The sequence below is a fragment of the Thalassotalea atypica genome, assembly GCF_030295975.1.
Classification (GTDB): domain Bacteria; phylum Pseudomonadota; class Gammaproteobacteria; order Enterobacterales; family Alteromonadaceae; genus Thalassotalea_F; species Thalassotalea_F atypica.
This window is the reverse complement of the sequence record NZ_AP027364.1, coordinates 3,404,844-3,418,163: the sequence shown is the minus strand read 5'-3', so window position 1 is coordinate 3,418,163 and position 13,320 is coordinate 3,404,844. Positions and strand designations below refer to the sequence as shown.

The following is a 13,320-nucleotide window of genomic DNA, read 5'->3' as shown; positions in this document are numbered from 1 at the left end:
CTGCTACTTTTTTTGCCTCGCTGTCGGTTAGTTTTTTTGATATCAAACATGACGTTTATCAGTGCATTGACTATGCTTTTGAGAATGAAAGTAGTCGCTGAATTGGTGTAAAACGACCCTTAACTTCATAAATACACTTGACTTTAAAATCATTGAAAGAGAATCTATTGCCAATTACACATACAAGTTATCGGGTCGTGGATCAACTTGTAAGAACAGTATGGCCATAGTGCTATCTAATTTGGGTTAGTAATAAGTATGAAATTACGCTCCTTTGTACTTTGTAATGCCGCCGGTGACGAAGTTTGTATTTCTAATTTTGGCGCTAGGTTATTGCAATGGCACACCGATGTTGACGGCATAGAAAGAAATATTATTCTTGGCTATTCTAGCTTGAGTGATTATCAACAAGACCCTTTCTATCTTGGCGCTATGGTAGGTCCATTTGCTAACCGAATTGGCAGTGCCGAGTTTTTCATAGATGACCAGTTGATTACATTGGATGCCAATGAAGGGGTTAATCACCTACATGGCGGACGTAATGCCATTAGCGATATGTTTTGGGAAGTGACAGAGCAATCGGAGCAAATGCTGGTCCTCACTTGTCAGTTAGATGATGGTTTTAATGGTTACCCAGGTCCCATTGCTTTCAAAGTGGTTTATCGACTGAATGATGATAGTGCCTTAATCATTGATATCTACGCAGATAGTGAACAACCTACCGTTATCGGCCCAACGAGTCATCCTTATTTTAACTTAGCAGGAGTTGGCAATGATCATCAGCATCATATTTTACAAGTGTTTGCTGAAAGCTATACTGAAACCTGTAGTAAAGGTATTCCCACGGGAGAAATCATTCCGGTTGAAGCGACTTCGCTGGATTTTAGGCAGCCGAGAATACTTAGCAGTGAAGCAAGTAGGGATAATGTCGATCATAACTTTACTGTTGTTGGAAGCGCTACTGAACCCCAAGCGAAATTAATTAGTCCGGATAAAAAGCTGCAGCTGCATGTAATGAGTGATTACCCTGGGCTTCAGGTTTACACAGGGCATCATTTAGATGGCAAGTTTACTTCGAAAGAAGGTCTTTGCCTTGAACCGCAGTTTTATCCGAATAGCCCCAATATCGATACATTTCCTTTTTATTTAACCACGCCAGAAGAGCCTTTTAGTGCGCAGATAAAGTATCAGTTAGTAAAACCAAAACTGAACACGCCCCCCCTTAAGGCAGATAATATCGAAGAGGAATAGTTATAAGTTGGGCACGGAACAGTTAAAATCATTATCAAGTATTGATATGAATACAGTTCTTTCCTTTGGCTTTGGCCTGATATAACGCTTCGTCTGTATTGGTAAACCACTTTGATTCATTTTCACCTGAAGCGATCTCCGATATGCCAATGCTACAGGTGACTTGTTTATGATTAGGGGATCGCAACGTTGCTAATTTATCTTGAAAACGACTAGCTAAAGCAAGTGCGGCTTCAAGCTCTGTTTCTGGACATAAAATAGCAAACTCTTCTCCGCCCCAACGAGCACAAATATCGGTATTGCGACTCACTTCTTTTAGTACTTGAGCTACTTGCTTTAAAATATCATCACCTACTTTATGGCCATGTTCATCATTGAATTTTTTAAAGTCATCGATATCAATTAGAATCAAACAACAGGGTGAATTATAACGTTCTTTAAGTCGCATGTTGGCTTCTATGTGTTCGTTTAGATGCAGGCGGTTGTAGAGGTCAGTGAGATGATCTTTAATCGTTAATTCTGCCAGTTGTTCATTTTTATGTTCAAGTGCTGCTCGTAATCGTTCAAGTGCTGAGTTCTTGACTGACAAAATTTTACGTTGTTTTAGCGACTCATAATGCTTGATTATTATGATTAGCAAAATTAATAGTGCAACTCCAGTGACTTTCCAGACCAAGGTATAATCGGTTCTAGCAACCACCTCTGTTCTTTGTATTTGGTTAAAGACATGCCGATGATCCCGTGCACTTAGTTGAGCAATGGCCGAATTAATTTGAGGTAGAATATGCTTTATGTCGTGGCTAACACCAATTTTGAGTCTGTCTTGTAACTCAGAAATACCGGCGATTTTTATGTTGGTTAAGGTGAGTTTTTGGATCAATCTGTTTGATGAATAGAAGGAGCCGACAAAGAATTCTACATTATGTTCAGAAAGTTGTTTTAGTCCCATTTCTTCATTGAGCACAGGGATGATGGTCAGGTTTGGGTATTGACTCTCTAAAAAATCATGTAGTCGATACCCTTGAACTACCGCCACTCTATCATTGGTCAAACTGCTAAAACCAGCCAACAATAATTTGTTGGTGGCGGTGTTGGTGTATAGCACATTGGAAGCGTTGAAGTATTCTTGGCTAAAAGCCATTGTTTTCTCTCGTTGCTCCGACTGATTAAGCATGGGAATGACCTTACATTGCCCTTGCTTAAATGCAGTCATGGACTCTTGCCATGACTTGGTGGGAAACAGGGTGAAGTTTAGGCCGCTGTATTGACTAATTAAGGCTAAATAGTGGGATGAAATACCGACATGTTGTCCACTTTCTATTGACTCATAAGGCGCCCAAGAAGGATCAACACAATAAGTGAAGTTATTATCGGCCTGTACCGCCTTACAAAAAATTAACAACAAAGGCAGCCAGAAAAGTCGCTTTATCATAGTAATTATGTGTCCTTGGATTACTGATGTAGATACATTACGGCTTTTTTAGAAAGCACTTAAAGATATACAACTTCATTAACTATATAGATAAATATCGTAAAGTAAAATTCGCAAGATAATGGGAAAAGCAATTAATTCATTAACATGCTTAAGAAAGTAAATAGATCTTCAGGCAATTTCGTGTGACTATGAATTAATATGTCAATAGATTGCATTAGAGTGGAGTATCGTGAATACCATTACATGGGATGACTTTCAGCAAGTCGAAATGCGCATTGGGACAATTGTTGAGGTTAATGACTTTCCTAAGGCACGTAAGCCTGCTTACATATTACATGTCGACTTTGGTGAGCCATTAGGGGTTAAAAAATCTAGCGCCCAAATTACCGATTTATACACTAAAGAAGAATTAATTGGTAAAAAAGTAGTGGCTGTAACTAACTTTCCTGCCAAACAAATAGGCCCGATAATGTCTGAGTGCTTAGTCACGGGTTTTCATCGAGAAGACGGGGCCGTTGTACTTGCGGTTCCCGATAAAGAAATCAAGAATGGTGCACGATTAGCGTAGTTAGTACTCAGCCTTAGCGCCAAATTACCGATTCAAATATGTTCAATAAATTCCAACTAATTTCTCGCAAATTAATTTTCATACCATGGCAAAACTTTGTGATGAATGGTATCTGATAGTGTTCCATATTCGAGTATAGCGCCCCTCTTTAAAAACTGTGCATCCTATTTGCATATTGAGCAATAGCTCCAATCCTTGAATATCATGTGTTGCTGAATATTTCGACAAATGTGTCTGGATATGTACAACAATTGCAAATAATTTCTTCTACGTCATTTATCGTAAATTCATCGTAGTTCAGCGTAATTATTCATTTCATTTTCAAACCTTTTGCTAGCTTTAAGCGACTAATTGATATTAACCAAGTATTGATATCAGCCTTGATCTGGAGAGAATGATGAAATTGACTTCCACGGCACTCAAAAGTCCAGCCGCTGTTATGGTCAGTGTTGCCTTAATTTTACTACTAGGTGTGATAAGCCTGTTTAAGCTACCTGTTCAATTGTTTCCTGACATTGAACGTCCGCGTATTGCGATACAGACTTTTTGGCGAGCCGCCTCGCCGCAAGAAGTAGAGTCTGAAATCATTGAACCTCAAGAACAAGTACTTCGAGGTATCCCAGGGTTGCATTCAATGAATGCCTTTGCCAATAGGGGGGGGGCATTTATTAATTTGGAGTTTGGTGTTGAAACGGACATGCAACAAACGTTGATGGAAGTGATCAGCCGAATGACACGGGTGCAAAATCAGCCACGTGATGCTTTACCACCTCGTGTGATGCTGGGAGGGTTTGGTGGTAATACGCCGGCGCTAACGTGGTTTTTCTTACAAGCGCTACCGGGCAATAGTCAATCCATTGAACACTACATTGATTATGCGGATGATGTTATTAGACCGCGGCTAGAAGCTATTGAAGGGGTTTCAGGGGTCCAAACCTTTCTTGATCAAAATAAAGAAGAACTGCAAATTCGATTTGATCCGATAAAAGCGGCGGAATACGGTATTTCAATCCCAGAATTAATCGCTTTAGTATCAGCGAGTGATGACGTTTCTGGCGGTTTTGTTGATGTTGGGCGACGTCAATACACATTGCGCTTTAATGGTAAATACAAAGTTGATGAGTTAACCAATTTAATTCTTGAGTCACGCAACGGTAGTAATATTCGTTTAGGTGATATTGCCAAGGTTGAAGTTCGCCGCCAAGACAAACAACAAATGGCCGTGCAAAATGGCAACCCAGCTTTTTCAATGAGAGTTGATCGTGCCAACGGTGCCAACGTGCTTGATACCCTCAACCGCGTTAAACAAGAAGTTGAAGTCATCAATCAAGAAGTGTTAGCCAGTAAAGATTTAGTGATGGTGCAGTCATTTGATGCCTCCGTGTTTATTTACCGTGCGATAAATTTAGTCAGAAATAATTTATTTGCAGGAGTGGTATTATCTCTTTCAGTGTTGTGGCTATTTATCCGACGGATCAGAGCAACGCTGATTATTGCTACAGCTATTCCTATTAGCTTGTTTACTACCTTTATTGTCCTTCAAATGACCGGACGGTCGCTAAATGTGATCTCGTTAGCAGGTCTTGCTTTTGCCGTTGGTATGGTGCTTGATGCCGCGATTGTAGTCTTAGAAAATATTATCCGAATGCGTGATAAAGGCCACGATAAACACGAAAGTGCAGAACTTGGCGCCAAACAGGTGTGGGGGGCATTACTGGCATCTACCGCAACCACGGTGGCGATTTTCTTACCTGTATTCTTTTTGAAAGATATAGAAGGACAACTGTTTGGTGACCTCGCATTAACCATTGCTATTGCGGTCTCAGTCTCTTTGTTAGTGGCTGCCGTGCTATTACCTGTTTTAAGTAAGTATTTTTTAAGAGATCAAGGTAATACAGATCCAAATCAAGCGCTTTGGCAAAAAATGAGTAAAGCGGTTATGAGACTAACCGACACGTCAACAAGACGTATATCGGTTGCCACTTTATTATTGTTAGTTCCTATTGGCGTCACGTACCTAGCCATGCCAAAACTTGACTATTTACCACCGGTAAAACGTGATGCAGTTGACGCTAATTTAGCGTATCCACCGGGAGCCAATGTTGAAACAACAGAGCGAGAAGTCGTTGCGCCAATCGTTGAACGATTAAAGCCTTACATGGACGGTACGAAAGAACCAGCATTGAAGAACTATTATATTTTCAGTGGCCCGTTTGGGGGCAGTTTAGGGGTGCGGGCAAAAGATCAATCTAAAGTGGATGAACTGTTAGCTTTAGTACGTAATGAAATACTTGTTGATTTACCTGATACACGAGCATTTGCGGTACAAGGGAACTTGTTTGGCGGCTTTGGCGGCGGTAGACAGGTACAAATTCATTTGCAGTCAAAAGATACGCAAGCTTTACAAAACGTTGCCAAACAAGGTATGGAATGGGTTAAGGAAGCGATTCCTGAGGTCAGTGTTCGAGCAAACCCTGGTGTTGAAATGGCAGAGCCAGAATTAAGACTAACCCCTGATGACCGCAGTATATTAGAGCAAGGTTGGAACCGCCGTAACTTAGGCAGTGTTGTTCGTACCTTAGGCGATGGCTTATATGTAGGGGAATATTTTAATGGCACTAAGCGCTTAAATATGATTTTACGAGCTGATGGTTGGGACGATCCTGATAACCTAGGTGACGTCCCCATTGTTACTGGTAATGGCTCAATTACCCAGCTTTCTGAGTTAGTAGACATTAAACGCACCGTTGGGCCTACACGTTTAACACGCATTGACGGCAACCGTACCATCAGTTTAAATATCAATCCGCCAAAAGGTTGGTCATTAGAAGAAACCATCGAAACGCTTAAAGCTGAAGTGGAGCCGAAGTTGAAAGGTGTAATGCCTGATGACGGTAATATTTTATATGGTGGTAGTGCCGATCAACTAGAAAAAGCCATTGGCATAATGAGTGAAAACTTTGCATTCGCCTTAGTGATCTTATTCTTATTGATGGCTGCACTATTCAAATCAGTCAAAGACAGTGCCCTAGTGGTAATCACTATTCCTTTAGCGACTGTTGGCGGTATTCTTGCACTGCAATTGTTGAACGTGTTTGTCTTCCAACCACTAGATCTCCTGACCATGATTGGCTTTGTCATTTTGCTGGGTTTAGTGGTTAATAATGCGATTCTATTGGTTCATCAAACAAGGCTTGCCGAGCATGAAGGGCTGAGCAGAGCTAAATCTGTACATCAAGCGCTGACCCTAAGATTACGCCCCATCTTTATGAGTACAGCGACAAGCTTTTTCGGCATGTTACCGCTGTTATTAATGCCAGGTACAGGCAGTGTTATTTATCGTGGTCTTGCTGCGGTTATTGTCGGTGGCCTAGCGGTTAGTACTATTTTTACCATTGTCTTATTGCCGTGTTTATTAAGGCTTAATAGATATGACTTTGGTTTAGGAAAATTAAAAACAAGACAACTTATGCCAAGCCAATCCAGTTCAAATCCAAAACCATTGGTTAACTTGGTTTCGTCAAGTGCAACAGATAAATAATAGGAATGAACAATGAAAAACTTTACATCGGTTTCAGTGGCAAAATCATTAACCAAAATTTATTTAATTACAGGTCTGTTCATTGGAGTTGCAGCTTTTAGTGCAATGAGTCATGCAGCAGAAAATAAACCAGATAATGCCCAATTAGTCAGTATTGAATATGCTAAAAGTGAACAAGTGAACCCGACTATGTGGCTGCCTGGGAATGTTATTAGTCGAAAAAATTCACCACTGTCGGCAGAGCAAACTGGTCAGCTATTATGGGTAGAAGAGGTCGGTACCGAGGTTGAAAAAGGGCAGGTATTAGCCAAAATTGACAACAGACATTTGAAATTACAGTTTGCTCGTCAACAAGCACAGCTCAAACAACACCATGCTGATGTGGAATATTTAACGAAACAAAAAGCAAGAATGTCGAAACTAAATCAGATGAACAATACAGCATTGAGTGAGTTAGAGCGGATCACAAAAGACTTGGCCATTGCTGAAAGCGAAGTTGTGGCACTCGAAATGGAAATGAACTTGACGGAATTGGCGATTGAAAAAACACAAATAGTAGCCCCTTTTGCGGGAAGTATAAGCCAACGCTTTGTTAATGAAGGAGAGCTGATCACCGTGGGTCGTCCTCTAGTTAACTTAGTTGATACACATCATCTTGATATTAAAATTTCTGCGCCGCTGAGTATCGCGCCTTATTTAAAAGCAGACAGTAAGGTACTGGTTAAGTGGCAAGATAATTTGGTGGAGTTGCCAATTCGCACATGGAGCCAAGCCGGGGAACAATCTTCACGAACCTTTGATGTGCGACTGTCTGCCGATGGTCTAGCTTTGCTTTCCGGTTCTGCGGTAACAGTTTCTTTACCTAAACAAGAAACAAAAATTTCAACGATGGTGCCACGTGATGCGATAGTACTGCGCGAAAAGGAAACTTTTGTGCTAATTGTTGATGAAAACGATTTGGCACAGAAAGTAAACGTCCTTGTTGGGCAAGGGATAGGTAAATGGGTCGCTATATCTGGTCTGCTCGATGCAGGAGATGAGGTCATTATTCGTGGCGGTGAGCGCTTACAATCAGGTCAAAAAATCCGTCGAGATGAAAAATCGACAGCCGTCGCATTGCTTCAATAATTGGTAATACTAGCCTTCATTAAATAGAGATGTAGGCTCCATTTGTGGTAGCTCATTGTTGGGTTTAATTTTTTAAGAGTGTGCTGTTTTTGCCAGCACGCTCTTTTCACTTTCCTTGATTAACAACGTAACGTTGCTTGATAAATAGTATAAATGCTCACTCGCATTGCAGAATAAATATGTTAAAGTAAAGTTAACTGATCTTAAGTCTCGGTTTTCTGTATTCGATGATTTCGATTTTAAAAGTGTTAGTTATTTCACTTTCTTTGCTATGTAGTGTTGTTTCTGCGAAAGAAGCAGCCATTTCTATCGAGCATTTTAAGTCAATTGAAAATGATATAAACCGAGATCCATACCCTGTTTATTTGCAACTCATAGAGATTGAAAAGCACAAGCGTGCTTTACTTGATGAAGATGCTTTTTTATGGTTACTGTACCGCAAAGCACAAGCTGAAAATTTACTCTACTTATTTGATGATTTTGAACAAACTGTCGCTTACGCCTCCACCCTCATTACAGAATTTACCGATGTAGAGATTGTTAGTGCCTTAGCGGTGTATCAAGGTGTTGTGTCACAACGTAAAGGTTCATACAAAGAATCACTGGCGCATTTGGAACGTTCAATGAGGTTATCCAGACAAGCTTCATTAAACTATTTGTATGTATGGGGTAAGCAAGAAGCAGCATATACCAGCACATTACAAGAGCGTTATGAAGCTTCACTCGCTGATATGCAAGAAGCGTATGTGGAAGCGTACGCACTCAATGATCATTTCTTAATTGCTGTTATCAATGAAGTCTATGGCGCGATTTATGGGTATATGGATGACTATGAGAAGTCGATAGACTATTATCAGAAAGCGCTAGACACCTATGAACGGTTAGGTTATCAGCCCTATATTGCAGAAGCCATTTATGGCTTAGCGACAACGTATCGTTATTGGAAGAAATACGACTTAGCTATTCAAAAATTTACTCAGTACCGTGATAAAATTGCTTACACACCAAATCAAGATATCAGTTTTTTTGGTGAGTATGGGCTAGGCATGACCTACGCCGAACAAGGTGATTGTGAAAGCGCCATACCGGTGATTGATTATGCGCTTACTTTACATGGCCAAGAAGATTACAATGCCGAACTTTTAAAGCGAAAAGCGGAGTGCTTAATTAGTCAGGATAAACTAGTTGAGGCACAAGAGGCACTAGACAAAGCGACGGCAATCTTTGATACCATTCCAGAACTTGACGGCACCACTTGGCAGCTTGCGTTGGTTAAACTAGAGGGAATGTTACTGTATGCCCAAGGAGATAAAGAAGCGGGCTATGAACAACTTAAAAACTTCTATGAGCAATACACAGATTTGCTTATCAAGAACTCCAGTCAAAAAATTATCAAAATCCGTGAAACCATGGATCTGGAACGTTTAGATATCGAAATTACGGCATTAAAAGATCGTGAGAGATTTCAGTTGTTGCAGGTAAAGCAAAAAGAACAAGAAACGCGGCAGCAGTATTTTTTGATTTTGTTTGCGCTTTTTGTGATTGCGTTGATTTTGGTGATCGTATTTATCCAGTATCGAAACAACAAAAAAGTTTTTGCGCTATCTATTACTGACTCTCTTACCGGTGTCTTTAATCGCCGCTATATTTTTGATTATTTAGAGAAAATATTGAAAAATACCTCAGGTACTCGAGGCGAATTGTCCGTGCTTCTATTTGATATTGATGACTTTAAACAAGTTAATGATCAATACGGTCACCCGTTCGGTGATGATGTGCTTCGCCGTACGGTTGAGATCACACAAGCCACCTTGCGCACGGGGGATATTGTCGGCAGAATTGGTGGAGAAGAATTTTTCTGTATTTTACCTCGCACCGATAGTGAGTTGGCCTTACAGGTGGCTGAACGTTTAAAAGAAAATATTCAAAATGAGTTTTATTGTACGGATAAAAACGAGCAAGTAGCGATAACGGTTAGTATTGGCATCACCGCGCTAGGTGAAGCCGCTTCAGACAGAGCTTCACTATATATACAATCAGATAAAGCGCTTTATCAGGCAAAACAACAAGGAAAGAATCGTGTTGTTATTTATACCCCCAGCCCTTAAAACACTATGCTTTCAGCTGATAAATTAGCAAGTCAGGTTATTGTTCTACTGCAAGCCCACATCAAACACTTGGGCTTTTCACCTGTGATTCATTTTGAATTGGAAGGCTGTTGCCAGTTTCCACATCACCTCCCTGATTCGTCTATTAATTTTGATTCAATAAACGCTAAACTCAACCATCATCATATTGAAGCGACATTGGTACCAGAATACTGGCAACACCAATGGGAATATGTTTCCAACTTTGCCGGTCAAACACCTTTGAAGGAAGCACAAAATCTTGCCTTTGCCATAAATAAACTACCGGTATGGTTTGCTGAGCAAGGCGTATATGACACATTGATTAAACCCGTGGTTTGGTCTGGTGATGAGGGCAAATTGGCACTAGGAAGCAAAAACATTTTTACTCCTGAAAGTAGAGCGGTTCATATTCCCAATGCAGTTCAGATCAATGTGAGTGCATTAAACGCAGATGGTGAAAATATCATTAGCGATCAATATTTTGGTGAATATTTGCAACAGTGTTTTATCAATACAAGTTTAGCTTGTTGCTTACTTTATTTACCTGAGCCCGAAGCATACGAGCGCTTGGTGCTAAAGACTAAATATGGTTTGACCGACGAATTGTGCTCCCCGTCTGATATCTCTGGCGGACATCAAGGCAGCATTGCGCTGTACAAAAAGCAGGGCAAACATAATCAGCCTATGGGCGTAGAAGCCTTGATTTTAGACCAGTTTCAACAGACATTAGTAGAACAACAAAATTGGCAAAAAACGGCAAGAATTGAACATCGATTAGGGGCATCAAGTCGTCAGTATAATCCATTTTTCAATGTGATTTTTGCACTAGCTAATGTACTTGATGCACTAGAAATTTATCTTGAAGGTAAGTGTTATCAGCGACTTAACGTAGTTCAAGCCAATGAATCTCTGCCAAGTAAAATGAGTGACGATACATCAGGTTTTGATGCATTAAGTCTATTTGAACAAAGTAATTGGCTAAGTCATAGGGTTAACCGAAGCGCTGCGATAATGTGTGCAGTTGATGAGGAATATATTAACTGCGGTGATTTAGGCAACATATTAAAACATACAATAATTAATACGTTATTACCGAACAATAAACTGCACGAAAAATTGTTATGACTATCATTAAGAATCAAATGAATACTCCAGCACTAACAGGAAAGAGTGTTGAGGAAAAAAAAACCGAACTAAAGCTATATTTACTAAACTCATGGTCCAGTTATGAGTCTTTGTTTGGTTTGATTAATAATGACGACGCATTTTACCAGCGTCCAGAGCCGTTAAGACATCCGTTGATTTTCTATTATGGGCATACCGCCACGTTTTTTGTTAATAAGTTATTATTGGGTAAATATATTGACCAACGTATCAACGAGCGTCTGGAAGCCATCTGTGCTGTAGGTGTTGACGAGATGAGTTGGGATGATCTTGACGCTACTCATTATGACTGGCCTAGTGTTAGTGAAGTTCGCCATTATAGAAACCAAGTCATTCAGTTGGTTTGCAAATTGATTGACAACATGGATCTGACATTACCGATCAGCCAAGACTCACTCGCCTGGGTAATTTTAATGGGGATTGAGCATGAGCGGATTCATTTAGAAACCTCGTCGGTGATCATGCGAATGTTACCGCTTGAACACCTATCTTCCTCAGAGCATTGGCCGACTTGCCCAGACTCGGGAGAAGGACCAGTAAATAAATTGAATAATGTCTCTGGCCGTACTGTAACGTTAGGTAAAAGCAGTGATGATCGGACCTTTGGTTGGGACAATGAGTATGGCCATGCTCAAGTTGATGTCCCCGATTTTAAAGCCAGTCAATATTTAGTCTCTAATCAAGAGTATTTAGGCTTTATTGAGGCTGGTGGATATCAGTCACCACAATATTGGACAGAGGAAGGCCAGCAGTGGCTTTCATACCGACAGGCGTCTATGCCACGCTTTTGGTATAAAAAGAACAACCAATATTATCAACGCAATTTGCTTGAACTTGTTCCACTGCCCCTTAACTGGCCTGTTGAAGTGAATTACTTAGAAGCGAAGGCGTTTTGTAATTGGAAAAGCAGTGTCGAGCAAGGTATCGTCCGTTTACCTTCTGAGCCGGAATGGTATTTATTAAGAGAGACATACGCTGATGCTAAGGCTAGTCAAAGTTCAGTAAAGGCTAATGTTAATTTAGAATGCTATGCCTCTAGTTGTCCAGTGAACGTATTTGAGCAAGGGGATTTCTGCGACATTTCAGGCAATGTATGGCAATGGACAGAATCAGAAATCGACGCATTTAAAGGCTTCAATGTTCATCCGCTTTACGACGATTTTTCAACACCTACCTTTGATGGTAAGCACAATTTAATCAAAGGAGGCTCGTGGATCTCTACTGGTAATGAAGCGATCAACAGTGCACGTTATGCATTTAGGCGTCATTTTTTTCAGCATGCTGGTTTTAGGTATGTAACAAGTAAATCGAGTGAGATCCCTAGGCTCAAAGTCAATCCGTTTGAAACTGACGCTGATGTTTGCCAGCAGTTAGAGTCTCATTACGGTGACCCGGTCATATTGGCACAAAATTATCAAAAGCATTTGGCCAGCAAAGTACGTCATTACATTGAGTTTTATCACTGTAAAACTCAAAAAATGCTGGATTTAGGTTGCAGTGTCGGTCGAACGTCGTTTGAACTTGCATCAATATTTGACGCAATTGATGCGGTCGACTTTTCTGCGCGATTGATACAACATGGGGTCCAATTACAGCAGGATAAAGCGGTACGTTATCAACTCATCGCTGAAGGTGAACTGGTTGATTATAAGGAGGTTCAACTTAATCGTCTTGACTTGCAAACGGCACAACATGTTTTGTTTAGCCAAGGAGATGCAGCCAATCTAAAAGCGATACTTACAGGTTATGATTTGATCTTGGTGCAGCATTTGATTGAATCACATTATGACCCAACACTGTTCTTTAAAGAGGTACACCAAAAAATAAACGTAGGAGGCTTATTGTGCATTGTTACCGATTTTGGCTCTGATAGGCAAAAGCGTACTGAGACAAGGGCATTTAGCGGCGTGAAAATAAACGGGGAAAACGTCACTGGTTTTGATAGCTTAACTCAGCTGTTGGTACCTCATTTCGAGTTGTTAGCTGAAGACGAACTGACCCAAGAGCTTAAAGTTAACCGACGCAATCATATAGTGAGTCAAAAGCAATTGAGTGTTTGGCGAGTCAAGTGAGCGGGCTTAAACGTATAGAGCTTCCTGCTCAC

Annotated in this window: 8 protein-coding genes; 7 read left to right on the top strand and 1 reads right to left on the bottom strand. The window is 40.5% G+C overall.

Going from position 1 to position 13,320, the window contains the following annotated elements; all coding sequences use genetic code 11:
• Positions 1–258 precede the first annotated feature (258 nt).
• The gene (locus QUE03_RS15590) at positions 259–1,251 is read left to right on the top strand and encodes an aldose epimerase family protein (protein WP_286262870.1); all 993 of its coding nucleotides are present in this window, start codon (positions 259–261) and stop codon (positions 1,249–1,251) included.
• Positions 1,252–1,285: 34 nt separating this feature from the next.
• On the opposite strand, the gene QUE03_RS15585 is transcribed toward QUE03_RS15590, so the two are convergent.
• The gene (locus QUE03_RS15585) at positions 1,286–2,683 is read right to left on the bottom strand and encodes a transporter substrate-binding domain-containing diguanylate cyclase (RefSeq protein ID WP_286262869.1); all 1,398 of its coding nucleotides are present in this window, start codon (positions 2,681–2,683) and stop codon (positions 1,286–1,288) included.
• Between the two features lie 232 nt (positions 2,684–2,915).
• Between QUE03_RS15585 and QUE03_RS15580 the strand changes: the two genes are divergently transcribed.
• From QUE03_RS15580 to ovoA, 6 genes are all read left to right on the top strand, one after another.
• Entirely contained in the window at positions 2,916–3,254 is a 339-nt protein-coding gene (locus tag QUE03_RS15580; RefSeq protein ID WP_286262868.1) for a tRNA-binding protein, read from the top strand.
• 394 nt (positions 3,255–3,648) lie between these two features.
• A complete protein-coding gene (locus tag QUE03_RS15575; RefSeq protein WP_350227391.1) occupies positions 3,649–6,795 on the top strand; it encodes an efflux RND transporter permease subunit in 3,147 nt (1,048 codons plus the stop codon).
• Between the two features lie 12 nt (positions 6,796–6,807).
• Positions 6,808–7,923 (top strand): efflux RND transporter periplasmic adaptor subunit, encoded by a 1,116-nt coding sequence (locus tag QUE03_RS15570; RefSeq protein WP_286262867.1) that lies wholly within the window; start codon positions 6,808–6,810, stop codon positions 7,921–7,923.
• Between the two features lie 227 nt (positions 7,924–8,150).
• On the top strand, positions 8,151–10,031 hold the full coding sequence (locus QUE03_RS15565; protein ID WP_286262866.1) for a tetratricopeptide repeat-containing diguanylate cyclase: 1,881 nt from the start codon (positions 8,151–8,153) through the stop codon (positions 10,029–10,031).
• 6 nt (positions 10,032–10,037) lie between these two features.
• Positions 10,038–11,177 (top strand): hypothetical protein, encoded by a 1,140-nt coding sequence (locus QUE03_RS15560; RefSeq protein WP_286262865.1) that lies wholly within the window; start codon positions 10,038–10,040, stop codon positions 11,175–11,177.
• 17 nt (positions 11,178–11,194) lie between these two features.
• Positions 11,195–13,288: a 5-histidylcysteine sulfoxide synthase gene (ovoA, locus tag QUE03_RS15555; protein WP_286262864.1), complete on the top strand. Its 2,094-nt coding sequence runs from the start codon at positions 11,195–11,197 to the stop codon at positions 13,286–13,288.
• Positions 13,289–13,320 lie beyond the last annotated feature (32 nt).

Excerpts from the sequence above, each read along its gene's own strand:
- QUE03_RS15590 (WP_286262870.1), top strand. The coding sequence starts at position 259 with ATGAAATTACGCTCCTTTGTACTTTGTAATGCCGCCGGTGACGAAGTT.
- QUE03_RS15585 (WP_286262869.1), bottom strand. The coding sequence starts at position 2,683 with ATGATAAAGCGACTTTTCTGGCTGCCTTTGTTGTTAATTTTTTGTAAG.
- QUE03_RS15575 (WP_350227391.1), top strand. The coding sequence starts at position 3,649 with ATGATGAAATTGACTTCCACGGCACTCAAAAGTCCAGCCGCTGTTATG.
- QUE03_RS15570 (WP_286262867.1), top strand. The coding sequence starts at position 6,808 with ATGAAAAACTTTACATCGGTTTCAGTGGCAAAATCATTAACCAAAATT.
- QUE03_RS15565 (WP_286262866.1), top strand. The coding sequence starts at position 8,151 with ATGATTTCGATTTTAAAAGTGTTAGTTATTTCACTTTCTTTGCTATGT.
- QUE03_RS15560 (WP_286262865.1), top strand. The coding sequence starts at position 10,038 with ATGCTTTCAGCTGATAAATTAGCAAGTCAGGTTATTGTTCTACTGCAA.
- ovoA (WP_286262864.1), top strand. The coding sequence starts at position 11,195 with ATGAATACTCCAGCACTAACAGGAAAGAGTGTTGAGGAAAAAAAAACC.